Origin of the sequence: Klebsiella sp. GW_Kp181 (assembly GCF_040062315.1) — a bacterium.
GTDB lineage: Bacteria > Pseudomonadota > Gammaproteobacteria > Enterobacterales > Enterobacteriaceae > Klebsiella > Klebsiella oxytoca.
The window spans coordinates 23,131-45,262 of sequence record NZ_JBEAFR010000077.1 but is presented as its reverse complement, the minus strand read 5'-3'; the positions used below and the strand labels follow the sequence as shown (position 1 = coordinate 45,262).

General features: G+C 53.2%; 24 protein-coding genes. 12 read left to right on the top strand and 12 right to left on the bottom strand.

The annotated features are described in order from the left end of the window. Positions 1 to 49: 49 nt before the first annotated feature. Complete coding sequence (locus ABLV11_RS20780; protein ID WP_004107447.1) at positions 50 to 598, bottom strand: XRE family transcriptional regulator; 549 nt, start codon at positions 596 to 598, stop codon at positions 50 to 52. A gap of 100 nt (positions 599 to 698) precedes the next feature. On the opposite strand from ABLV11_RS20780, the gene ABLV11_RS20775 reads away from it, so the two are divergent. Next, positions 699 to 1,358 (top strand): AzlC family ABC transporter permease, encoded by a 660-nt coding sequence (locus tag ABLV11_RS20775; protein ID WP_064371043.1) that lies wholly within the window; start codon positions 699 to 701, stop codon positions 1,356 to 1,358. Then, positions 1,358 to 1,681 (top strand): AzlD domain-containing protein, encoded by a 324-nt coding sequence (locus tag ABLV11_RS20770; RefSeq protein WP_004107443.1) that lies wholly within the window; start codon positions 1,358 to 1,360, stop codon positions 1,679 to 1,681. Before ABLV11_RS20775 ends, ABLV11_RS20770 begins: the two co-directional genes overlap by 1 nt. A 37-nt stretch (positions 1,682 to 1,718) precedes the next feature. Here the strand turns inward: ABLV11_RS20770 and ABLV11_RS20765 are convergent, their stop codons facing one another. The 9 genes from ABLV11_RS20765 to ABLV11_RS20725 all read right to left on the bottom strand — a co-directional run bounded on the left by ABLV11_RS20765 (position 1,719) and on the right by ABLV11_RS20725 (position 8,099). Then, positions 1,719 to 2,747 (bottom strand): YiiG family protein, encoded by a 1,029-nt coding sequence (locus tag ABLV11_RS20765; RefSeq protein ID WP_126489655.1) that lies wholly within the window; start codon positions 2,745 to 2,747, stop codon positions 1,719 to 1,721. 131 nt (positions 2,748 to 2,878) lie between these two features. Further along, complete coding sequence (locus ABLV11_RS20760) at positions 2,879 to 3,430, bottom strand: hypothetical protein (RefSeq protein ID WP_064344067.1); 552 nt, start codon at positions 3,428 to 3,430, stop codon at positions 2,879 to 2,881. Continuing rightward, on the bottom strand, positions 3,427 to 3,864 hold the full coding sequence (locus tag ABLV11_RS20755) for a PTS sugar transporter subunit IIA (protein WP_004107437.1): 438 nt from the start codon (positions 3,862 to 3,864) through the stop codon (positions 3,427 to 3,429). The genes ABLV11_RS20760 and ABLV11_RS20755 overlap by 4 nt, the downstream gene beginning before the upstream one ends. Positions 3,865 to 3,873: 9 nt before the next feature. Further along, positions 3,874 to 4,143 (bottom strand): hypothetical protein, encoded by a 270-nt coding sequence (locus ABLV11_RS20750; protein ID WP_016809582.1) that lies wholly within the window; start codon positions 4,141 to 4,143, stop codon positions 3,874 to 3,876. A 56-nt stretch (positions 4,144 to 4,199) separates the two neighbouring features. Next, positions 4,200 to 5,042 (bottom strand): class II fructose-bisphosphate aldolase, encoded by an 843-nt coding sequence (locus ABLV11_RS20745; RefSeq protein ID WP_004107433.1) that lies wholly within the window; start codon positions 5,040 to 5,042, stop codon positions 4,200 to 4,202. Then, entirely contained in the window at positions 5,029 to 6,396 is a 1,368-nt protein-coding gene (locus tag ABLV11_RS20740) for a PTS sugar transporter subunit IIC (RefSeq protein ID WP_224329779.1), read from the bottom strand. The genes ABLV11_RS20745 and ABLV11_RS20740 overlap by 14 nt, the downstream gene beginning before the upstream one ends. After that, positions 6,389 to 6,703 carry a PTS sugar transporter subunit IIB gene (locus tag ABLV11_RS20735; protein WP_004107427.1) on the bottom strand — a complete coding sequence of 105 codons (315 nt, stop codon included), beginning with the start codon at positions 6,701 to 6,703 and terminating at the stop codon, positions 6,389 to 6,391. The genes ABLV11_RS20740 and ABLV11_RS20735 overlap by 8 nt, the downstream gene beginning before the upstream one ends. 11 nt (positions 6,704 to 6,714) lie before the next feature. Next, positions 6,715 to 7,695: a 6-phosphofructokinase gene (locus ABLV11_RS20730; RefSeq protein ID WP_004116804.1), complete on the bottom strand. Its 981-nt coding sequence runs from the start codon at positions 7,693 to 7,695 to the stop codon at positions 6,715 to 6,717. A gap of 173 nt (positions 7,696 to 7,868) precedes the next feature. Then, positions 7,869 to 8,099: a hypothetical protein gene (locus tag ABLV11_RS20725; RefSeq protein ID WP_158423280.1), complete on the bottom strand. Its 231-nt coding sequence runs from the start codon at positions 8,097 to 8,099 to the stop codon at positions 7,869 to 7,871. Positions 8,100 to 8,231: 132 nt separating this feature from the next. Here ABLV11_RS20725 and ABLV11_RS20720 point away from each other — a divergent pair, with 132 nt between their 5' ends. The 7 genes from ABLV11_RS20720 (at position 8,232) to ABLV11_RS20690 (ending at position 15,743) form a co-directional block, all read left to right on the top strand. Then, on the top strand, positions 8,232 to 10,832 hold the full coding sequence (locus ABLV11_RS20720) for a sigma 54-interacting transcriptional regulator (protein WP_126489657.1): 2,601 nt from the start codon (positions 8,232 to 8,234) through the stop codon (positions 10,830 to 10,832). Positions 10,833 to 11,006: 174 nt separating this feature from the next. Continuing rightward, the gene (locus ABLV11_RS20715) at positions 11,007 to 11,489 is read left to right on the top strand and encodes a PTS fructose transporter subunit IIA (RefSeq protein WP_016809585.1); all 483 of its coding nucleotides are present in this window, start codon (positions 11,007 to 11,009) and stop codon (positions 11,487 to 11,489) included. Continuing rightward, a complete protein-coding gene (locus ABLV11_RS20710; protein WP_032729182.1) occupies positions 11,486 to 12,664 on the top strand; it encodes a glycoside hydrolase family 88 protein in 1,179 nt (392 codons plus the stop codon). The genes ABLV11_RS20715 and ABLV11_RS20710 overlap by 4 nt, the downstream gene beginning before the upstream one ends. Positions 12,665 to 12,677: 13 nt before the next feature. Beyond that, positions 12,678 to 13,175 carry a PTS sugar transporter subunit IIB gene (locus ABLV11_RS20705; RefSeq protein WP_004116798.1) on the top strand — a complete coding sequence of 166 codons (498 nt, stop codon included), beginning with the start codon at positions 12,678 to 12,680 and terminating at the stop codon, positions 13,173 to 13,175. 11 nt (positions 13,176 to 13,186) lie between these two features. Further along, positions 13,187 to 13,987 carry a PTS sugar transporter subunit IIC gene (locus tag ABLV11_RS20700; protein WP_004116796.1) on the top strand — a complete coding sequence of 267 codons (801 nt, stop codon included), beginning with the start codon at positions 13,187 to 13,189 and terminating at the stop codon, positions 13,985 to 13,987. Then, on the top strand, positions 13,980 to 14,822 hold the full coding sequence (locus ABLV11_RS20695; RefSeq protein ID WP_004107400.1) for a PTS system mannose/fructose/sorbose family transporter subunit IID: 843 nt from the start codon (positions 13,980 to 13,982) through the stop codon (positions 14,820 to 14,822). The genes ABLV11_RS20700 and ABLV11_RS20695 overlap by 8 nt, the downstream gene beginning before the upstream one ends. 222 nt (positions 14,823 to 15,044) lie before the next feature. After that, positions 15,045 to 15,743: an oligogalacturonate-specific porin KdgM family protein gene (locus ABLV11_RS20690; protein WP_004107397.1), complete on the top strand. Its 699-nt coding sequence runs from the start codon at positions 15,045 to 15,047 to the stop codon at positions 15,741 to 15,743. Positions 15,744 to 15,907: 164 nt separating this feature from the next. Here the strand turns inward: ABLV11_RS20690 and ABLV11_RS20685 are convergent, their stop codons facing one another. Next, positions 15,908 to 16,120: a YdgH/BhsA/McbA-like domain containing protein gene (locus ABLV11_RS20685; protein ID WP_004107394.1), complete on the bottom strand. Its 213-nt coding sequence runs from the start codon at positions 16,118 to 16,120 to the stop codon at positions 15,908 to 15,910. A gap of 128 nt (positions 16,121 to 16,248) precedes the next feature. Continuing rightward, positions 16,249 to 17,085 (bottom strand): formate dehydrogenase accessory sulfurtransferase FdhD, encoded by an 837-nt coding sequence (fdhD, locus tag ABLV11_RS20680; RefSeq protein WP_016809588.1) that lies wholly within the window; start codon positions 17,083 to 17,085, stop codon positions 16,249 to 16,251. Positions 17,086 to 17,241: 156 nt separating this feature from the next. Between fdhD and fdnG the strand changes: the two genes are divergently transcribed. Genes fdnG through fdoI form a run of 3 tightly spaced genes read left to right on the top strand, consistent with a single transcriptional unit; the run spans position 17,242 to position 21,839 of the window. Further along, entirely contained in the window at positions 17,242 to 20,292 is a 3,051-nt protein-coding gene (gene fdnG, locus ABLV11_RS20675; protein WP_094298909.1) for a formate dehydrogenase-N subunit alpha, read from the top strand. A 12-nt stretch (positions 20,293 to 20,304) separates the two neighbouring features. After that, the gene (fdxH, locus tag ABLV11_RS20670) at positions 20,305 to 21,207 is read left to right on the top strand and encodes a formate dehydrogenase subunit beta (RefSeq protein ID WP_004107383.1); all 903 of its coding nucleotides are present in this window, start codon (positions 20,305 to 20,307) and stop codon (positions 21,205 to 21,207) included. Further along, entirely contained in the window at positions 21,204 to 21,839 is a 636-nt protein-coding gene (gene fdoI, locus ABLV11_RS20665; protein WP_004116787.1) for a formate dehydrogenase cytochrome b556 subunit, read from the top strand. The genes fdxH and fdoI overlap by 4 nt, the downstream gene beginning before the upstream one ends. The last annotated feature ends 293 nt before the right edge of the window (positions 21,840 to 22,132 follow it).

Here is a 22,132-nt window from a genome sequence, read left to right as displayed (position 1 = left end):
GCGGCTAGTGTCCCGCAATACGGGCATGGCGTCCACCCTGCCGCCGTGACTAGTTCTGCTCGGCGACCAATAGCGCCTGGGTATCCGGTTCCAGCGCCTGGAAAACGTGCTCCCGATCGGCGGGATAGCAGATGTAATCCCCCTCTCCCAACTCTTCCGGCGCCTCCGTGAGGCCGACCCGCGCTCGCCCCTGGGTGATAATAATATGTTCCACGGAACCGGGTGGATGAGGGTGAGAGATACGGTCAGCCCCCGGCTGGGTTAGCAGGAGATAGATATCGCGCCGCGCGCCCGGCGGGCAGGCGGCGAGTAAAATCGCCTGATAGTTTGCCTGCTCGGCAATCACTTTCGTCCCCTCGCCGCGGCGGATCACCTGGGTGGTGTTGACCTGCGGCTCCAGCAGCCGGGCAAAAGGAATATCGAGGGCCACGCACAGCGCCCACAGCGTTTCCAGACTCGGGTTACCGTTACCGGACTCCAGCTGCGATAACGTTGATTTGGCAATTCCCGCCCGTCGCGCAACTTCAGCAAGGGAAAGACCGGTGCGCGCGCGTTCACGAACCAGGCTTTTGGCAATCAGGCTAATTGGCTGAGTCATCCAGCCCTCCGTGTTTTTTATAACGAACGTTTCGTTCGCCTTGAAATACGATTCTGTTGCGTTCATTATAATGGAAATTCGTTCGATATGGCTAAAGAGTATGAAACATCACTTCGCCAGTCTTAAAGGCGACACCCTCAGAGCAATTGTTTTAGTCTGCCTCGCAGTGGGCATCGTCGGTATGTCCTATGGCTCGCTGGCCATCGCCTACGGTTTCCCGATTTGGGTGCCCTTTGTGCTTTCGGTCAGCGTCCTGGCAGGCGCCTCGGAGTTTATGTTTATCGGCATTGTCGCCAGCGGCGGAAATCCCCTGGCGGCGGCGGCGGCCGGTTTACTGGTTAACGCTCGTCATATTCCCTTCGGCGTGACGGTTCGCGACCTGGTCGGCCAGCGCGCCGCCAGCTTCCTCGGCTGCCATATTATGAACGATGAAAGCGTGGTGTTTGGTCTGTCGCAGAAAACCCTCGAGCAGCGGCGGGCGGCCTACTGGCTGTGCGGTCTGGGCGTGGCGCTGATCTGGCCATTGGGCGCGCTATTGGGCGCGGGGGTCGGCAAACTGCTCCCGGCTCCGGAAACCATTGGCCTCGATGCGGTCTTTCCGGCCATTCTGCTGGCGCTGGTGGTTCCGGCATTTAAAAATCGCACCACCTTGATCCGCGCCTGCAGCGGAGCAGCTCTGTCGCTGGCCGCCGTACCTTTTGCGCCGGTTGGTCTGCCGGTTTTGCTGTCGCTGTTTGGCCTGCTGACGAGGAGAAAATAATGGGCAATATGACGCTATTTATCGCCGGTATCGCGATTTTGTCGCTGGGCACTTACTTAATGCGCTTAGGCGGAGCGAAGCTCGGCAGCCGGCTGGCCTTTTCTGAGCGCTCACAGGCGCTACTCTCCGATGCGGCAACGGTGCTGCTCTTTTCCGTCGCGCTGGCAACCACCTTCTACGAAGGTGAACATTTTGCCGGGATGGCGAGGGTGCTGGGCGTGGGCTTTGCGGTATTTCTTGCCTGGCGTAAGATGCCGCTGATCGTGGTGATTATCGCCGCTGCCGTGGTGACGGCGCTGCTGCGGATGGCGGGTTTACGATAAAAGCGCCCACAGGCGCTTTTATCGTTCTTCAGCCAGTTTAATCACTCAATGTATTAAACCATCTTACGAGCTGGTTATAGCTCGCCATGAGATGTTCAAAGGAGCCATCCACCATTTGCGGGGCGCCATCCATCAACATGGCTTCCCCAGACGTCAGCGGCGTGTTATCGCGAACGCGGCGGACGCGCGTTTTGGCATCCAGAAGGTACTTTTCCGCCGCTTCGATAAACGTCGGGGCTCTGATCTCACGCATCCGGGGACCTTTTTTGGTTTCGCCCTGTTTTGATTTCAATTGCTCAATTTGTTCACCCAGATCCTGGACGAGTTTCATCGCAGCATCGGTATCAAATTTATCCGCCTCAAGCGCCTGGTTAACCTTTTTGCTGGTCAACATAATGGATAGCGAATAGTAATCAAAAGACTTGCCTTCTTTGGCCTCAATCTTTTTCAACTGCTGTTCCTGACGGCGGTTATTAATTTCATGAATCGCTTCTGAGTAAGCATCTGACGCGGGTTTGAACGCGGCTAATGCCTGAATAAACTGAGTATGCAGCGCTTTGCCTTTAGCGAAAGCATCATCTTTATAATCTTGCTGTTCGTAATATTTATTCATCTTATTGATGACTTCTGCCAGCTTAATAGATGAATTAATATAGGGTAAAGCGAGATTATCGATAGGATCCAGCGACGGCTTTAAACTCGAAACGTGTGTCATATTGGCCAGGCACTGATCAAACTCTGCGGAAACATCCGTAATACCACCAACCCTCTTTTCTTTTCCGGTGGGACCGACCTTCAGATCGTCTAACCAGCGAGCATAGTATTTAATGCTACGATAAATATCTTCATCGATATCATTATAACACTCAATATATACTCTCATCTTTTCGCTAATAATGCGGTCTGGGCTGGCGTTTTTAACTTCCTTGTTATCGGCACCTGAAGATGCAGATGGACTAGCCGGAGCTGCTGCAGGAGCGCTTTCGGGTAATTTATTATCGTCACATCCAACAAGCCCCATTAATAAGACGCAGCTTATTGCTGCCGCCAATAAATTCCTTTTCATAACTATCCTTTATTAAAAACAATTAAATCAATCTAAAGACAGGAGGATAAATCATATCGCATAATCGTTTTATGCCGATACAAAAAAAGCGCCCGCAGGCGCTTTTAAACTAATGATGTTATTTTGCCTGACTAAATCTGTGCTGCTATCCAAAGAATAACGCGCTCGATATCCAGCGGTTTTTGCTGATCCACGGTCAATACCGGCCCCAGCCGCATTGGTTCCGCCTGCTGCGCCAGCCGAGCCAGTTCCGGCAGATACTCTTCGCCCGGATGCCCCGGCTTACGATCGTGTAACCGGCTGGCATAGCGCGCCACCGCAAGCTCAGGCGGGATATGATTCCAGACCTCCAGAACCTTTTCAACGCCCGCTTGTTGCAGCAGCTGCTGCAGCGTGTCGCGCGGTTGAAAGCCAAACCAGGCGTCAATGAGCCAGATGCAGCCTGCCGGTGACTGACCGACAATCGACCATATCACTTCATACGCGGCGCAGCCCAGCTGCCGGTTGAAGGACCGATCGATCCCGGTAAAGCACGCCATAAACGGCTCTTTAATACCGTCGATGGTCAGCTGTGGCAGATTAAACGCTACCGATAGCTGCCGGGTGACGGTGCTTTTACCCGAGGCGGGAATGCCGTTAATTAAAATTACCGTTTTGCAGCCGGGTGTGAGATATCTGTTCATAGCAACGCAACGACCTCCTCCTTGCTGCTGGCGGCCCGCAGCTTCTCCATGGTCTCGTTATTATCGAGCAGAGCAACAATCGCACGAATCCCCTCTTCTATATGGGCATTGCTGTCCTGCGCGCCGAACATAATGACGATATCCGCCTTCTCGCTATCAGCAAACTGAATTGGCTTATCCAACACAACAAGACTAAAGCAGTTGCGCTTTACGCCGCACTCCGGTCTGGCATGCGGGATGGCGATGCCCTCATCAAAAACGTAATAGGCGCCATGATGCAGGGTATTATCGATCACCGCCTGACCGTAATCTGCCGAGATATATCCCTTTGCAACCAGCGGGCTGGCCGCCAGTTGGATCACCTTCTGCCAGTCGGACTCCGTGACGCCGACCTGAATCGCATCGGCCTCAATAAGCAGTTCTTTTATCGTCATTATCACTTCCTATATATTACGGCGAATAACATTACGTAACTCATCAATGCGCACAAAAAGCGCATCTATTTCCTGGCGATGCGTATGGCTTTTGGCATATACCGACAGCGCCCGGTTATAAACCAGCATTAATGCTTTCTGTACTTCGCCATTTCCCGGGTCGCCCTGTAATTCGCCTTCCAGCCTGGCGATTTCCCCCGCCAGCTGGCGGGACTGTGCGTCATAATCCTGCGGCGGGCTACTCTCTTTTTTCCACAGCGTTTTCAAAGATTCAAACATAGCGAGCTCCTCCCTGACGGACAGCAGGGCAACGGAATACGATTAAAAATAAAGTATTATTTAAACAGCGCGATTTTTTCCATTAATACCTGGGTGACCGCATTATTCGCCGGAATTAAGAATTTGCGCACGCTGTCATTAACTTTGCCTTTTTCAAAAGTGGTTTTACATTGATCGACCCACTGAACGTTCATTTCAGTACCGACGTTCACTTTGTTGATGCCTTCCGTTACGGCCAGGCGCATATCATCATCGCTGACGCCGGTACCGCCGTGGAGCACTAACGGTACGCCTGTGGCGGCGCTAATCTCTTTCAGCCGCTGATGCTGGATCTGCGCTTTGCCGGTATAGAGGCCATGTACCGTGCCTACGGAGACCGCCAGCATATCCACCTGCGTCTCCTTCACAAAGCGTTTGGCGTCTTCCACCGTGGTGAAACAAATATCTTCTGCGGCAACGGCTTTGCCATCTTCCGAGCCGCCTATTGCCCCCAGCTCGCCTTCTACCGTGATATTCCGCGGGCGCGCCATCTCCACCACGATACGCGTATTGCCGATATTCTCCTCCAGCCCCAGATGGGAGCCGTCATACATCACTGATGAAAACCCGGCATCCATTGCCGTTTCAATGGCGCTGATATCAGAGCAGTGATCCAGATGCAGACAGGTCGGCACGTTTTCACTTTCCGCGAGCGAGCGCACGGCATCCACCAGTAAACGATAGCCGAGATATTCCGCCGTCCCGGTAGAGATTTGAATCATTAATGGGCTATCGCTTATCTGCGCCGCTTTAAAAAAGGCGGGCAGCATTTCAATACAGTGCAAATTAAATGAGCCAATGGCCTTAAAATCTCTTTCCTGCGCAATTTTCAGAATCGCGTTGAAGTTATACAGACTCATGAATATTTTCCCCTTTTGGCTTAGCTGATTTACCGTTTACGAACCATGCCAGTGCGGCAACAAAAACAATGAACAGAGCAACAAATAGCCAGTTATTCTGGAAGACGTGGCCCAATACCAGACCGGAACTAATGACGTCAGAATCGCTGAAAGTGACGCCGGTAAAGCCGTAGCTTTCCAGCATCGGCACTAAAATGGCGGGCAGAAAGGTAATAAACAGGCCGTGAATGACGCCGCCAATCATCGCTCCGCGCCGGCCGCCCAGCGCGTTGCCAAACACGCCTGCCGTACCGCCGGCAAAGAAGTTGGTTAACAGGCCGGGCAGGATCATCGCCAGACCAAACATCGGGAATACCAGCATGCCGATAATGGAGCCGACGGTCGTTGCCAGGAAGCCGACAATCACCGCATTGGGCGCATAGGGGAACAGTACCGGGCAATCCAGCGCGGGTTTTGCGTCCGGGACAATGCGCATGGCGATGCCGCGGAATGCCGGCACCAGCTCGTTAAGCAATAAGCGCACGCCGCTATAGAGAACGAATACCCCCGCCACAAACTGAATAGACTGCATAAAGGCGTACATCAGGTAGTTAATACCACCGGAGAACTGAGCGATATATTCCGGGCCTGCGGCAAGCGCGGGAATGAGGTACATCGGCACCATTATCACCGCCATCGCAAGGTAGGTATCCTGGAGGAACTTAAAGTTATCAGGTAGCTCAAGATCTTCGGTTGAGCGGGAACCTTTCCCGACCACTTTAGCCACCGCCGCCTGCACCAGATAGCCGATGGTGCAGAAGTGCCCCAGGGCCACATCATCGGAACCGGTAATACGTCTGACCACCGGCTGCGCAAGAGCGGGCATCAATACCGCCATTACGCCGCCGAAAATACCGCCGGTTAAAATCAGCGACAGTCCGGTCAGCCCGGCTTTATAGCCTATTACCGCGCCGATGGTCGCCATCCACAGCAGAGCCTGGCCGGTCAGGAAGATATATTTGAGCGGCGTCAGGCGGGCGATAATAATGTTAACGGCAAAAATGACCATCAGGGTCAGCGCCACTTCGGAACCTAATTCACGGTTGGCTAACCCGGCGATGGCGGCAACATCAGTAATGTAGCCTTTCATGCCGAATCCCTGGGTGAAGATATCGTTAAGGAACGTTAGCGTGGCGACAATAATGTTGATTCCGGCCATCATTATTAAGAAACCGAGCAGCGTTTTAAAGGTTCCCTCCGCCGTTTTGCCCGCTGATTTTTTTTGCAAAATCAGGCCCAGCATCGCAATAAATGCAATTAATATCGAAGCCTGGCCGAGCAAATCTTTGACGATAAACTCTACAAAGCTATTCATAATCTGCCACCTTCAGGTTACGCTCTTTTAAGAATGCGACGATTTTGGCTTCAACCTCATCTTTATCCGTCAGTTTATGCAGTACCACCACACGTTTAATTTCCTCCTCACTGGCATCTGCGGTTAATATATCGGCAAAGGTTTTTTGCGTCAGAATCATGTCTGATTTAAACGCCCCGGCTTCGGAAATTGTGGTATGTTCAATCTGCGCCGGAATTTCCAGTTTCTTTAAAACCGCCTTCGCCGTCATTTCGATGGCAAAGCTAGAACCGAGGCCGCAGCCACATACGCAAAGAATTTTCAGCATGTAGGGTCTCCTCAAATAATATTGAGTTGTTTGGCAAGTTTATAATGGTGTCCTTCGGTATCGACCAGACGTTTTTTCATACTGACTAAATCAATCGGAATAGGTTTGTTACTGGAATTAATTATAATGGCTTTATTTTTCATGCCGGACTGAATGCAGCGAACCACTTCGCAGGCCATAATCGTCCCCTGATAGATTTCTTCGCAGGTCGGGTCGCCGCTGCGTAAACCGTAGCCCACGATGGTTTTGCGGATGCGTACGCCAATTTGCGGTTCAAGCTGCTTAATCATGGTATCAATGGCCCCCTGAAAACCGGGAGAATACTCTCTGGTGTAGCCTTCAGAGCAGAGGATCACCACGCTATTTTGCTGTTTTAGCTTGTGCTTCACCCGCTCGGCCAGCGCTTCTAACGGCATCTGTGATTCCGGAATCAGGGCAATATCAGCATTAGATTTAATAGCGGATTGCAACGTTAACTCTCCACAATAGCCTCCTAATATTTCAACCATAAATACCCGACCCGGTAATGCTCTTCCGGTATTTCTTAAACGGGAAACTTCTTTAATAATCTGCTCGCAGGCAGTAGAAAAACCAATCGTATAATCGCTGCCGTATACATCATTATCGATAGTCATCCCGACGCCAAAGCAGTTAATATCAAATTCACTCAGCGTATTGAGAAACTGCAGGCTGCCGTCGCCGCCGGCCATAATCAGCACATCGATACGCAATGATTTAATTTTTTTAGCTATGGTTTCATATTCACTGCGCAACAGCTTGCGACTGGTCCGACCGGATGTGATGATCGGAATAGACGTTATGGAGAAATCAACCAGATCGCGCCACGCAACTTCGTGATGATTTTTATCCAATAACCCGGGTATGCCCCCGTTAAAAACGGTGATATCGGCGCTCGCCAGTCTGGCAATCTGAAATATAAAGTTATTAATTCCAGAAACATCGCCACCGCTAATAACAATGCCAATTTTCATTGTCTGCCCCCGCCGTTTTACCTGCCAACATTTTTCCCCGACTTCAAGGCTGTTATTTGCAATAGAGATCACAATATGTCGATAAATTTAGTCACACCTAATATTGACACCGGGTTTATTATCACGTTTTTTGTGATCAATCTCTCCTTTATAAAAGGCGATCGCCTTAACAATTATTTTTTTATTTTCTTTAAGATCATTAAGTTGCCTGAATGAGCCGTTCTGCGGCCAGCTTGACGGTTTCGACCAATAAACCCGGCGGTAATGAAAAGGCGGAAATGTGATAAATAGCGCATTTTTTTGCGTCGGGAGGGTTCACAGCGCTTAATCTCGCGGTTCAGGCTGTCACGCTCGCGATGGAGAGACCAGATGTTATCCCCTGTAAAATCTGTGGCGATCTTCATCACACTTCAATCAAAACACAGTTTCATTTTTATCTAATGCCGTAGAAAGTACTCAGTGTCTAATAAAAACAGTAGTGTCTAGTGTCTAAATAAAATCGACGCTATTTTCTACTCTACGCGGGGCATTGAGAGATGGCGCTGTCGGCAAAAGAAAAATTATTCCAGAAAATAGTCACCCATTACGCGCAGAAAGCCGCAGGATTCACGGCTCAGGACTGTGCGGATTTTATGCAGGTTAATCGCAGCGTCATTAGTCATTATCTCAATAGACTGTGCGATGACGGTCATCTGCGCAAAGAAAACACCCGTCCGGTACGCTTCTATGTACAGCAAAAAGGCGGGGAAACTACTCAGGCGTCTCGCATAGTGTCGAAAAAACATGACGCCTTTCTGCCGCTGATTGGTGCCCACGGGAGCCTGGCGGAAGCCGTCGCGCTGTGCCGCTCTGCGGTGGACTATCCGGACGGCTTACCTATCCTCTTGTCCGGAGAAAGCGGCGTCGGTAAAAGCCATCTGGCGACGCTGATCTATCAATATGCTATTGAGCGCGGGGCTATCGCGGCGGACAAACCCTTCGTCGAGCTTAACTGCGCGGATTACGCTAACAACCCGGAGCTGCTTTCGGCGACACTTTTCGGCTATACCCGCGGCGCCTTCACCGGAGCTGACCGCGAGAAACGCGGCGCCTTTGATGATGCCGATGGCGGATTTCTGTTTCTTGATGAAGTGCATCGCCTCTCGGCAGAGAATCAGGAAAAGCTGTTTCTGTTTATGGACAAGGGGTATTTCTACCGTCTTGGCGATAATCGCACGCGCCACCCTGCATCGCTGCGGTTCATCTTCGCCACCACGGAAAATATCGACACCGTACTGCTCAATACCTTTCGCCGGCGTATCCCGGTGCGCGTCACGCTACCCAACTATATTTCACGCCCGCTTACCGAACGCGTCGCTCAGGTTAGCCATTTTTTGCATCAGGAAGCGCTCAGCCTGCGGCGCAGTATCCATCTCGATAACCAACTGATGCATCAGCTGGTAACCTCCCCGGTACGCGGCAATATCGGCGAGTTAAAAAACCAGATCAAAGTAATGTGCGCCAGCGCCTGGAGCGATAGTCGCGAGGCCGACGCCATCACGCTACGCGGCCCCATATCCGGCGGTGAGATAATTAGCATTAACGCTAACCCACATGATGATGCGCTGAATATTAGCCATCTACTGCCAAAAGCAATGCGCGACGACGTTATTTTTCGCGACTTTTGCCATAGCGGTAACGTGCTGTTGCTGAATCGCAAAATGGAACAGCGGCTGACGACGTTCGGCGGCGCAGTTGCCGCCGAGTCGCTGTACAGCGGCTATATCTGGCAGAACACCGTTCATGCTCTGGAGGAGCTGGAGAACTTGACCGGCGTCTCCTGTAGCCTGGAGATTCGCAAGGTGGTCTGGCTCTGTCTAAGCTATGCGCTCCATGCTCCGGAAGAGGCGGTCGACCCAGGCGAACTGCAAACGATTTCCGATTATGTTTCCGGAAAGGCGCGCCTGCTGGCCGAGGAGTGCCTGGCTTTACTTAGCAAACATGTCACCCGGCAGCCGCTGCCCCTGCTGCTCCCGCTGCTAAGCTGCGCATTTCACACCCTCGCCGGTGAAGACGATCCGATTCAGGGCATTATCGTTTCCCACGGCCGCGCCACCGCGTCGAGCATTGCCGGGATCGCCAACCAGCTGACCGGCGGCTATTACTTTAAAGCCTTCGACATGGCGAACGCGACCTCTACCCGAGAGATCATCGACCTGCTGATTGCTCACGTTTCGCGCCTCAGGCAAGGAGCCGGGCTGATTATCCTGGTGGACATGGGGTCGCTGAAAGAGATCTATGAAGAGATAAAGCTCCATCTGCATGGCGAACTCCTGGTTATCAATAACGTCAGCACGGCCATGGCGCTGGATATTGCGGGTAAAATTCAGGATAAGCTGTCGATGGAGGCGATTATTGAAAGCGCTAAAGGTGCGTACGAGGTGGAAACGCGCTACTACGCGGGCGTGTTACCGGGCAATAAAATTATTATCTCCTGTATCTCCGGCGAAGGGATCTCCCGCAAGCTAAAAGATATTGTCCAGCGCTTCCTGGCCCAGGAGGAGATCGACATTATTACGATGGAGTATGACGATCTGAAATGGAAAATCGCCCATGCTGACCCGGCGCTAAACGGTACGCGGCTAATCATCACCACGACCGATCTGGAAGCAGGCTATATTCCTCTGCTTAGCGTGGAACAGCTGATTAAAGAAAAGACGCTGGTGTTAAAACGCGACTACTTCAACGGGCTGTTGATGGAAGGCGGTCTGGAGCCCATGATTGATGAAGTGGTTAAACTGTTTACCGTCGAAGGCGTCGCCAGCCGCCTTAACTTCCTCAATCCGGTAGTGATTATTGATGAAGTCGAAGCGGTCATTAAGCAGTATGAATCCTTCTACAAAATCCATTTTGAAAGCTATCTGCGCATCAACCTGTTCATGCACATCGCGCTGATGATCGAACGGGTCATGGTCAACAATGGGGTCCGCCATCGCGAAGAGGCGGAGTTAACGCTGGAACAGCAGGCGTTTGTCGCCGTCCATGACACCTTTTTTCAGGCTCTGAACCGCAAATACAATATCACCCTGCCGCTTACCGAAGTGCTGATGATTTATGAAATTATGGAACCGTGGATTGCCTTTGATCCCGGCCATTAATCCCCCGCCGCCAGCTTCGGCTGGCAAATCTGTCGACACTGCATAAGCTGCCTATTCAACACTGCAAAGAGCGTCCAAAAAAATATTTTTATCCTTTAAAATCATATAAATAAAAACATGGCACGCTGATTGCTAATTCTTTCTCAGACACCTGTAAAGATTAAGGAATACGCAATGCGAGAGATGTACATCGCAACTCACGGCCGCTACGCAGAAGGGATAGTGTCGGCATTAAATCTGCTGATTGGCGACGACCATGGCGTCACGCCCGTTTGCGCCTACTGCGGCGAAATTGGCTCAACCGCAGAGTTAGCAGCCCGTTTTGATGTTATAGCCCAACAGGCTGCCGGTCGCGGCAATGAGCTGGTGCTGTTTACCGATATGCCGGGCGGCAGTGTCAACAATACCGCTGTACAGATGATGGTTAAATATCCCCACGCTCACGTGATCAGCGGCGCTAACCTGATTATGCTGATGGAGTTTTGTATGTCGGAGCACACTGATACCGCCCAGCGCCTCCAGGACGCATTTGCCGCCGCCAGCGGAGCAATGCAGTACATGAACCAGCTGCCGGAAATCATCACTGCGCGCCAGACGAAACAGCCTCACTCCCAGGATGATATTGACGATTTTTTTGCCGGGGAGGGAAAGCTATGACTATCGCACTCGAAGCGCTTGATACTCGCTACTTCTCACCGCAGCCAGGGCTGGACCGCGCCTGGCTTGACGGCGCCATCGGCGACGTTCTGATCCGCCTCGATGCTATACTGCCGCGCTTTACGGCGACCTTTCCCTCCGCCAGTGCGACACGGGGCCGTTATGAAAGCGTGGAGAAAGTCGACTGGACCGAGGGATTCTGGACCGGCATGCTGTGGCTCGCCTGGGAGGTCACCGGCGATGATAAATATCGGGCGGTGGCGGAAAGCCTGCTCGATAGCTTTGAAGAACGTCTCGATAAGCAGATTAAAGTGGATACCCACGATCTGGGCTTTCTCTATCTCCTCTCCTGCGTTAACGCCTGGAAGCTCACCGGCAACCTGCGCGCTCGCGAACTCGCCCTGCGCGCGGCCGAGCTGCTCTATCGCCGCTTTAACGCCACGGCGGGCGTCATTCAGGCCTGGGGAGATTTAAACGACCCGGCACGCCAGGGGCGAATGATCATCGACTGCAATCTTAATGTTCCGCTGCTGTTTTGGGCCGCCAACGAAACCGGAAATCAACAATGGCGCGAAGCCGCCTGCCGTCATCTGGCACAGGCCGCACGCTATCTGGTACGTGATGATGCTTCTACTTTTCATACGTTCTATATGGATATTCATAACGGTAAGCCGCTACGTGGGGATACGCACCAGGGATTCAGCGATAGCTCTTGCTGGTCGCGCGGCCAGGCGTGGGGAATTTACGGTTTTGCGCTGGGATACACCCACACCGGCGATGCCTGGCAGCCCGAGCTCTCTCGCCGCCTGGCGCACTATTTTCTTAACCGCCTGCCGGAAGATTTTGTCTGCTACTGGGATCTGATTTTCACCGCCAGGGATAACCAGTATCGGGACACTTCCGCAGCGGCGATAGCCGCCTGCGGTCTGGCGGAACTACTGAAGCTGTTACCGCTCACCGACCCGCTGCGCCCGGCCTACAGCAATGCTATCGAACTGATGATGCGCAGTTTACACGAGCGCTACCTTGCCCACACGCAGGACGGCCTGCTGCGCGAAGGCGTTTATAACTTTGGCCGCAATATGGGCATTAACGAACCAAACCTCTGGGGCGATTACTTCTATTTCGAAGCCCTGGTTCGCCTTTCCCGCGTCTGGACACCCTACTTTTGCTAACTGGAGCTACACCATGATTTCTTTAGTACGTATTGACGATCGTCTAATCCACGGACAGGTTGCCGTGGTCTGGACCAAGCATCTGGGCGTGAACCGCATTCTGGTCGCCAATGACCAGATCGTGAATAACGAAGTGCAAAAAATGTCGCTGCGCATGGCGGCTCCTGATACCGCAAAATGCGCCATCATGGCGGTAAAGGATGCAGGGGATGTGCTTAACGACCCGCGTTCGGACGCAATGAAAATTATGGTGATCGTCAACAACGCCGCCGACGCCCGTCGACTCGTCGAACAGGTTCCGGGAATAAAAACGTTAAATGTCGCTAACTTTGGGCGCATCACCGACAATCTGGCGGCGAAAAAGCGCATCAGCGATACCGTCTACGTGACGCCGGAAGATGTGGCGGATTTCCACGCCATCGCCAACCGCGGCATTGCCGTTGAATATCAGGTCCTGCCTTCTCATCCGGTAAAAAACCTGATTGAGATGCTGGGCAACGCCGCCAGCTAAGCGAGGTCGCTATGTTAACGTCTGCACTCCTTGTCGCGCTGGTGATGTATATCGCCAAGTTCGCGGATCACACCCTGGGACAACCGCTCATCGAAAGGCCGCTGATCTGCGGCGCGATGGTAGGACTGGTGCTGGGGGATTTTCAACAGGGCATTATTATCGGCGCCACGCTGGAACTCATTTTTCTGGGCACTATCACTATCGGCGGCTCCGTTCCCGCAGATCTGGCTGTGGGTTCAGTCCTGGCGACGGCCTTTACCATTCTTACTCACGCGGAACCAGCGGTGGCCGTCGCGCTGGCGCTGCCCATCAGCCTGCTGGCGGTTTTCGTCTATCAGGTACTAAAGCTGGTTTATACCGGACTGGTTGAAAAATATGACGCCTTACTGGAAGAAGGCCGCGACCGTGCGGCGCTGGGTATCACTTTCGGCATGACCCTGTTTTACGGCGTGCCGTTTGCGGTACTGGCGTTCTTCGGCATTCTGTTTGGCACTGACGTCATTCGCAGTCTGGTCGAAAGTATCCCGGATACGGTGATGCGTGGAATGACTGCCGTTGGCGGCATTCTCCCGGCGCTGGGCTTCGCAATTTTGCTCAAAGCATTATGGAACAAGAATATCGCCGCCTTCTTCTTTATCGGTTTTGCGATGGCGGCCTATCTGCAGCTACCGATTATGGGCATTGCCATTATCGCGGCCTCGGTAGCGGTCTATCTGTGCTTTAACGAATTTAATCAGCTTAAAGCCAATAAACAGGCGGCAACCGCTGCCCCAGCGTCAGTTGATGATAAGGATGGGTTTTTCAATGACTGATATCCAACACAGTGCGCTCAGCGCACAAAATGACAGCAAAGGCGAAAAAAAGATGTTCCGTCAGCTGTTCTTCCGCCAGTTCCAGCTGCTGGGCTCCATGAACTTTACCCGCATGGAGGGGCTGAGCTACGGCTGGATCCTTGCGCCGCTGCTGAAAAAAATCTATACCGGCAATCCACACGGCTATATTGAGTCGTTAAAACGTAACAGCCAGTTTTTTAATACCAACCAGCATCTGGCTCCTTTTATTATGGGCCTGACGCTGTCGATGGAGAAAGAGAACGCAGCCAATCCGAACTTTGATACTTCCAGTATTAACGGCATCAAAGTGGCGCTGATGGGACCCTTCGCTGGCGTCGGGGATTCCTTCTTTTATGGCGTACTGCGTATTATCGCCACCGGGATTGCCATCGGTCTGGCATCGCAAGGGAATCCGCTGGGACCGCTGCTGTTCCTGCTGATTTACAATATTCCCAGCTATCTGCTGCGCTATTACGGCGGCGTCATGGGCTACCGTTTAGGCTCTAAGTATATCGCCGAAGCGACGCAATCAGGGTTGCTGAGCTGTATAACGAAAGCCTCATCAATTATGGGTTTGATGATGGTGGGAGCGATGAGCGCCAGCATGGTGAAGTTTACCACCACCTTTAAAACCACCATCGCCGGCCAACCCTTTGTACTGCAAGAGATCCTCGACAAAATTTGCGTCGGATTGATTCCTCTGCTTTTAGTTCTGGGCTGCCTGAAGCTTCTGAATAAAAAAGTTAGCCCCAATAAAGTATTAATTATGCTGATTGTCTTCGGTTTTGCCGCTGCGGGTATTGGCATAATTTAACGCATCCCCTGGCTCCCTTTAATAAAAGGGAGCCGTCTTATTACTCGTGATGAGTATCGACGCAAATAAAAAATCAGTCAGTGTCGAATTAAGGCTCAACACATAAAAACAACTTCATGTATTTTAAGAACTTTATATTCTGGCACAGCAATTGCTATTTAATAAGTGTCTTTTATTTCTCTCCAGAAATTATGGCACTTATTAAATCCTACAGGAATAAAAATGAAAAAATCACGCACGCTTTGTATCGCCATACCGCTGTCCTGCTTTACGCTAAATGCAATTGCCGCAGCAACCTGGGTTGATAATCGCTACGCTCACACGACGGCCTCTGAGAAAAACCAGTATAAAATTGGCCTGGGTCATATATTTGATAATGGCGCAGGCGTTCTGGCTTCCGCAATGTACGACCTCGGGCAAGACTTTAATCAAATGAAAAGCTCATTTCAGGAGTTTGAAGGCTGGTATCCGCTACCGCTTAATGAAAAATGGACGCTGACGCCTGGCGGATTAACCGATATTGATAATAAAGGAACAAAACTGGCTCCTTATATCAGTCTCGACTATAAAATCAGTAAAACATTGAGTTTCAGCAGCCGCTATCGCTATAACCATATGACCCATAAAGATCGCGATTATAATGGCTATATGGATTATAACGACAGCCATCAGCTCGACCTGTTCCTTAATTACCAGGCGACCGAAAAACTGTGGCTCCAGCTCAACCCTGAGTTCTTCGTCAACGCTAACGACTTCAATGCCTCTAACGGGCAGAAAACCCACTGGGAGCCAAGCATTGTGGCGCGCTACCGCGTCGATAAACACTGGCTTCCCTATGCAGAAGTGGCCTGGCTCGATCAGGATCAGAATCACGACGATCAGGTACGATTCCGCCTCGGCATTCGCTATTACTTCGATTAAAGGATGCAAGGGCAACAGCTATTGTGCCCGCATTTCTGCCGGGCGGCGCCTGACGCACCGCCCGGCCAATGATAAGCACAATCTCCATAGCTGATGCACATCTGCAGGCCACAAAAAGACAAAAAAAGCGCCCCTTGGGCGCTCTTTCGACAGTAGCTTTAAGCTTATTTATTCAGTTCAGCGGTCATGTGCACGCGGTTACCGGTAAACGCTTCGGTAATTTTGTAAGACGACGCGCCTGCGGCCTGGGCCTGAGCGGCGATCTTCGCTTCCGCACCGTCCATCGTTGCTGCGGTAGCGGTGACGGTTTCCGCAGCAAAGGAACCAAAAGAAGCGGACAGTGCGATAACAGCGACAAAAGTTTTGATGCTTTTCATGAGATAAACCCTTTACGTTAGTTATTTTGATAAGGCGCCGTGCCTTGATGTGATAAATAGTAGCCCTCACATCACCAAACAAAAAGCGGAAGGATTTGCTGTTATCATTCAAAAAAATTGACTTAATTTTAACCTGCAATTAACCGCTGCGGATGCGTGTATACGGTTGCCCTACCCGGCTTGCAGAAGCCCACCAGCGTCAGGTTACAGCGCTCAGCAACTTCAACCGCCAGCGTGGTCGCGGCAGAGACCGCAAAAAGAATTTCCACCCCGCACATCGCCGCCTTCTGCACCATTTCATAGCTGGCGCGGCTGGAGACGAGCGCCGCACCGTTTTGCCAGGCGCCATCATCTTCCGCGCGGTGTCCGAGGAGTTTGTCCAGCGCCACGTGGCGGCCAACGTCTTCGTGGCCGCCCGCGAGCTCGCCGGAAAGCGTTACCCAAGCCGCCGCGTGCGTGCAGCCGGTAAGGCAGCCTATTGGCTGAAAATCCCGCAGATGCGCCAACGCGCGATCGAGGTTCGCCAGATCGAACGTCTGGGTAAAAGGCAGAGGCTGCACGGGCTTACCGATATCGTTGAGCTGTTCCACGCCGCATACGCCACAGCCGGTGCGGCCGGCTAGCGCACGACGGCGCTCTTTCAATCCCATAAAGCGGCGGCTGGAGAGCTCAATTTGCACTTCCAGGCCGTTACAGGCCTGAACGACGTCGATGCCATAAATCTCGCGCCGGTTCTCTATAATCCCTTCGGATAAGGAAAAGCCGACGGCGAATTGCGCCAGGTCTTTCGGCGTCGCCATCATCACCACGTGCGAGATGCCGTTATAAACCAGCGCAACGGGTACCTCTTCAGCTAACTCGTCTGGCTGGGGATGTTGCAAATTTGGGCGCTTCCAGAGCGATACCTGGCGATAACCTGTGATATCGATCACATTTTCGATTTGTTCAAGAGGCTTCTTGTTCACTTTGTCTTAACCGTATTGGAACAGGCATACACACAATGTGGTATTCTGTTTATATCCCTCCGGGAACGAGGGAAATTACCCCCAATTCTGAACCTTTGTGGCCCTTACCGCAAAGCAAATAACTATACGTGACAATGTCGAAACAAGGAGCGAACCATGCAGGTCAGCAGAAGGCAGTTCTTTAAGATCTGCGCTGGCGGTATGGCAGGAACCACGGCAGCGGCGCTGGGCTTTGCGCCCGGTTTAGCGCTAGCGGAAACACGGCAGTACAAGCTGCTGCGCACCCGCGAAACCCGTAACACCTGCACTTACTGTTCCGTTGGCTGTGGGCTGTTAATGTACAGCCTCGGCGACGGCGCAAAAAATGCCAAAGCGTCTATCTTCCATATCGAAGGTGATCCGGACCATCCGGTCAACCGTGGTGCGCTCTGCCCTAAAGGGGCCGGTCTGGTAGACTTTATCCACTCCGAAAGTCGCCTGAAATTTCCAGAATATCGCGCGCCAGGCTCTGATAAATGGCAGCAAATCAGCTGGGATGAAGCATTCGACCGTATCGCTAAGCTGATGAAAGAAGACCGCGACGCCAATTTTGTCGCGCAGAATAGCGAAGGCACCACCGTCAACCGCTGGCTGACCACCGGTATGCTGTGCGCCTCCGCCTCCAGTAACGAAACCGGTTATTTAACCCAGAAATTTACCCGCGCGCTCGGTATGCTCGCGGTCGACAACCAGGCGCGCGTCTGACACGGACCAACGGTAGCAAGTCTTGCTCCAACATTTGGTCGCGGTGCGATGACCAACCACTGGGTCGACATAAAGAACGCCAATCTTATCGTGGTGATGGGCGGCAACGCCGCTGAAGCTCACCCGGTTGGGTTCCGCTGGGCGATGGAAGCCAAGATCCACAATGGCGCGAAGCTGATTGTGATCGATCCGCGCTTTACGCGTACCGCGTCGGTGGCTGATTTCTATACCCCAATTCGTTCCGGTACTGACATTACCTTCCTGTCAGGCGTCATCCTGTACCTGTTGAACAATGAAAAGATTAACCGTGAATATACCGAAGCCTATACCAACGCCAGCCTGATCGTGCGTGAAGATTACAGCTTTGAAGACGGTTTATTCAGCGGCTATGACGCCGAAGCCCGCAAGTACGACAAAACGTCCTGGAACTATGAGCTGGATGAAAACGGCTTTGCTAAACGCGATACCACGCTGCAGCATCCGCGCTGCGTCTGGAATTTGCTGAAGCAGCACGTTTCCCGCTATACGCCAGAAGTTGTCGAAAATATCTGCGGGACGCCAAAAGCGGACTTCCTGAAAGTCTGCGAGTACATTGCGGAAACCAGCGCTCCGGATAAAACCGCGTCTTTCCTGTACGCACTGGGCTGGACGCAGCACTCCATCGGCGCGCAGAACATTCGCACCATGGCGATGATCCAGCTGCTGCTCGGTAATATGGGCATGGCGGGCGGCGGCGTAAACGCCCTGCGCGGCCACTCCAACATTCAGGGTCTCACCGACTTAGGATTGCTGTCGCAGAGCCTGCCTGGCTATATGACGCTGCCGAGCGAGAAACAGACTGACCTGCAAACCTACCTCGCCGCCAATACACCGAAACCGCTGTTGAAGGATCAGGTGAACTACTGGGGTAACTACCCGAAATTCTTCGTCTCGATGATGAAGGCCTTCTTTGGCGATAAAGCAACGGCGGAAAACAGCTGGGGCTTTGACTGGCTGCCGAAGTGGGACAAGGGCTACGACGTCCTGCAATACTTCGAGATGATGAATCAGGGTAAAGTGAATGGCTATATCTGCCAGGGCTTTAACCCGGTAGCCTCGTTCCCGAACAAAAACAAGGTTGTTGCGTCGCTGTCGAAACTGAAGTTCCTGGTGACCATCGATCCGCTCAACACCGAAACCTCCACTTTCTGGCAAAACCACGGAGAGTCGAACGACGTCGATCCGGCGAAAATCCAGACCGAAGTGTTCCGCCTGCCGTCCACCTGCTTCGCCGAAGAGAACGGTTCCATCGTTAACTCCGGCCGCTGGCTGCAGTGGCACTGGAAAGGCGCTGACGCCCCGGGGATTGCGGCCACCGACGGTGAAATCCTCGCCGGTATCTTCTTACGCCTGCGCAAGATGTACGCCGAACAGGGCGGACCGGCGCCGGAACCGGTGCTGAACATGACGTGGAACTACGCCACGCCGCATGAACCGGCATCGGAAGAAGTGGCGATGGAGAGCAACGGCAAGGCGCTGGCTGACATCACCGACCCGGCAACCGGTGCTGTGATCGTCAAGAAAGGCCAGCAGCTCAGTTCGTTTGCGCAGCTGCGTGACGACGGCACGACCTCCAGCGGCTGCTGGATCTTCGCCGGCAGCTGGACGCCTGACGGCAACCAGATGGCCCGTCGCGATAACGCCGATCCATCTGGCCTTGGCAATACCCTCGGCTGGGCATGGGCGTGGCCGCTTAATCGCCGTATCCTGTATAACCGCGCCTCCGCTGACCCGCAGGGTAAACCGTGGGATCCGAAGCGTCAGCTCCTGAAATGGGACGGCGCGAAGTGGGGCGGCGTGGATATTCCAGACTACAGCGCCGCTGCGCCGGACAGCGATGTCGGGCCGTTTATCATGCAGCCGGAAGGGATGGGACGTCTGTTCGCTATCGATAAGATGGCGGAGGGGCCGTTCCCGGAACACTACGAGCCGTTTGAAACGCCGCTGGGCACTAACCCGCTGCATCCGAATGTCGTCTCTAACCCGGCCGCTCGCGTCTTTAAAGGCGACCTTGAGCAGATGGGCAAAGCGGAAAAATTCCCTTACGTCGGTACCACTTACCGTCTGACCGAGCACTTCCACTACTGGACCAAGCACGCGCTTCTCAACGCCATCGCGCAGCCGGAGCAGTTTGTGGAGATCGGCGAGAAGCTGGCGAACAAGCTCGGCATCGCCCATGGCGATACCGTGAAGGTCTCCTCTAACCGCGGCTATATTAAAGCCAAGGCGGTGGTGACCAAGCGTATTCGCACGCTGAAAGCGGACGGCAAGGATATCGATACTATCGGTATTCCGATTCACTGGGGCTACGAAGGCGTGGCGAAGAAAGGGTTTATCGCCAATACCCTGACGCCGTTTGTCGGGGATGCGAACACGCAGACGCCGGAGTTCAAGGCTTTCCTTGTGAACGTGGAAAAGGCGTAACGGAGACGAATTATGGCTTATCAATCGCAAGACATTATCCGTCGTTCCGCGACTAACGGCTTCACCCCCGCGCCGCACGCGCGGGACCATCAGGAAGAGGTGGCGAAGCTTATCGACGTCACGACCTGTATCGGCTGTAAAGCCTGTCAGGTGGCCTGCTCCGAGTGGAACGACATTCGTGATGAAGTGGGTCATAACGTCGGGGTGTACGATAACCCCGCCGATCTGACCGCCAAATCCTGGACCGTGATGCGCTTCTCGGAAGTGGAGCAGAACGACAAACTGGAGTGGCTCATCCGTAAGGATGGCTGTATGCACTGCGCCGATCCGGGCTGCCTGAAGGCCTGCCCGGCGGAAGGGGCAATCATTCAGTATGCCAACGGCATCGTCGACTTCCAGTCTGAGCAGTGCATCGGCTGCGGCTACTGCATTGCTGGCTGCCCGTTCAACGTGCCGCGTCTGAACCCGGAAGACAACCGCGTCTATAAATGTACGCTGTGCGTGGACCGCGTTAACGTTGGCCAGGAACCGGCCTGCGTGAAAACCTGCCCGACCGGTGCTATCCACTTTGGCTCCAAAGAGGATATGAAAACGCTGGCAGGCGAGCGCGTCGCCGAGCTGAAAACCCGCGGTTATGACAACGCAGGTCTGTACGATCCGGCAGGCGTTGGCGGCACGCACGTGATGTACGTGCTGCACCACGCCGACAAGCCGAATCTCTATCACGGCCTGCCGGAAAATCCGGAAATCAGCGCTACCGTGAAGTTCTGGAAAGGGATCTGGAAACCGCTGGCCGCGGTCGGATTTGCGGCCACCTTCGCCGCCAGCATCTTCCATTACGTCGGCGTCGGTCCGAACCGCGCGGAAGAGGAAGAGGACAATCTGGATGAAGAGAAAGACGAGGTGCGCAAATGAAAAGACGTGACACCATCGTGCGCTACACCGCGCCGGAGCGAATCAACCATTGGGTCACCGCCTTCTGTTTCGTGCTGGCGGCGGTGAGCGGGCTGGGCTTTTTCTTCCCGTCCTTCAACTGGCTGATGCAAATCATGGGCACACCGCAGCTGGCGCGCATTCTGCACCCGTTTGTGGGCGTGATCATGTTTGCCTCGTTCATCATCATGTTCTTCCGCTACTGGCACCACAACCTGATCAACCGGGACGATATTTTCTGGGCGAAGAATATTCGCAAGATTGTCGTCAACGAGGAAGTGGGCGATACCGGACGCTATAACTTCGGCCAGAAATGCGTGTTCTGGGCGGCGATTATCTTGCTGGTGCTGCTGCTGGTCAGCGGGGTGATTATCTGGCGTCCGTACTTTGCGCCGGCGTTCTCCATCCCGGTTATCCGCTTCGCGCTGATGCTGCACTCCTTCTCTGCGGTGGCGCTGATTGTGGTGATCATGGTGCATATTTACGCCGCGCTGTGGGTGAAGGGCACGATAACCGCGATGGTGGAAGGCTGGGTCACGAAGACCTGGGCGAAGAAGCATCATCCACGCTGGTATCGTGAAGTCCGCGAAAAGCAGGATAAGCGCCAGTCGTAAGCGTGCGCTTTGCTGGTCTTATAAATGGCGTCGTATATCGACGCCATTTTTTTGCGGATACCGTTCGCTTTTGCCGCCTCCAGCCCTCATGCACCGCAGGCGGGATTGGCACTCTAAACTCATGGGGCAGGATGGCTAATCCTAACGGCGCATAGTCTGGGGTATCGATATCAGGTATCGTAGCGCACACATTGCGATGTCATGGGTATATCCCGTATGCCGATTACGGTTATCATTAATGACATCACCAGAGCGGGCGCATGATGCCCGCCAAATCACAGAGCGGACGCGAC

Bases quoted from the DNA above. Each gene is read 5' to 3' on its own strand.
- ABLV11_RS20705 (WP_004116798.1), top strand. From the start codon at position 12,678: ATGATTTCTTTAGTACGTATTGACGATCGTCTAATCCACGGACAGGTT.
- ABLV11_RS20685 (WP_004107394.1), bottom strand. From the start codon at position 16,120: ATGAAAAGCATCAAAACTTTTGTCGCTGTTATCGCACTGTCCGCTTCT.
- ABLV11_RS20745 (WP_004107433.1), bottom strand. From the start codon at position 5,042: ATGAGTCTGTATAACTTCAACGCGATTCTGAAAATTGCGCAGGAAAGA.
- ABLV11_RS20750 (WP_016809582.1), bottom strand. From the start codon at position 4,143: ATGTTTGAATCTTTGAAAACGCTGTGGAAAAAAGAGAGTAGCCCGCCG.
- ABLV11_RS20715 (WP_016809585.1), top strand. From the start codon at position 11,007: ATGCGAGAGATGTACATCGCAACTCACGGCCGCTACGCAGAAGGGATA.
- ABLV11_RS20760 (WP_064344067.1), bottom strand. From the start codon at position 3,430: ATGAACAGATATCTCACACCCGGCTGCAAAACGGTAATTTTAATTAAC.
- ABLV11_RS20735 (WP_004107427.1), bottom strand. From the start codon at position 6,703: ATGCTGAAAATTCTTTGCGTATGTGGCTGCGGCCTCGGTTCTAGCTTT.
- ABLV11_RS20720 (WP_126489657.1), top strand. From the start codon at position 8,232: ATGGCGCTGTCGGCAAAAGAAAAATTATTCCAGAAAATAGTCACCCAT.
- fdxH (WP_004107383.1), top strand. From the start codon at position 20,305: ATGGCTTATCAATCGCAAGACATTATCCGTCGTTCCGCGACTAACGGC.
- ABLV11_RS20770 (WP_004107443.1), top strand. From the start codon at position 1,358: ATGGGCAATATGACGCTATTTATCGCCGGTATCGCGATTTTGTCGCTG.
- fdoI (WP_004116787.1), top strand. From the start codon at position 21,204: ATGAAAAGACGTGACACCATCGTGCGCTACACCGCGCCGGAGCGAATC.
- ABLV11_RS20740 (WP_224329779.1), bottom strand. From the start codon at position 6,396: ATGAATAGCTTTGTAGAGTTTATCGTCAAAGATTTGCTCGGCCAGGCT.
- ABLV11_RS20730 (WP_004116804.1), bottom strand. From the start codon at position 7,695: ATGAAAATTGGCATTGTTATTAGCGGTGGCGATGTTTCTGGAATTAAT.
- ABLV11_RS20755 (WP_004107437.1), bottom strand. From the start codon at position 3,864: ATGACGATAAAAGAACTGCTTATTGAGGCCGATGCGATTCAGGTCGGC.
- ABLV11_RS20780 (WP_004107447.1), bottom strand. From the start codon at position 598: ATGACTCAGCCAATTAGCCTGATTGCCAAAAGCCTGGTTCGTGAACGC.
- ABLV11_RS20775 (WP_064371043.1), top strand. From the start codon at position 699: ATGAAACATCACTTCGCCAGTCTTAAAGGCGACACCCTCAGAGCAATT.
- ABLV11_RS20690 (WP_004107397.1), top strand. From the start codon at position 15,045: ATGAAAAAATCACGCACGCTTTGTATCGCCATACCGCTGTCCTGCTTT.
- ABLV11_RS20765 (WP_126489655.1), bottom strand. From the start codon at position 2,747: ATGAAAAGGAATTTATTGGCGGCAGCAATAAGCTGCGTCTTATTAATG.
- ABLV11_RS20725 (WP_158423280.1), bottom strand. From the start codon at position 8,099: ATGAAGATCGCCACAGATTTTACAGGGGATAACATCTGGTCTCTCCAT.
- ABLV11_RS20700 (WP_004116796.1), top strand. From the start codon at position 13,187: ATGTTAACGTCTGCACTCCTTGTCGCGCTGGTGATGTATATCGCCAAG.
- ABLV11_RS20710 (WP_032729182.1), top strand. From the start codon at position 11,486: ATGACTATCGCACTCGAAGCGCTTGATACTCGCTACTTCTCACCGCAG.
- ABLV11_RS20695 (WP_004107400.1), top strand. From the start codon at position 13,980: ATGACTGATATCCAACACAGTGCGCTCAGCGCACAAAATGACAGCAAA.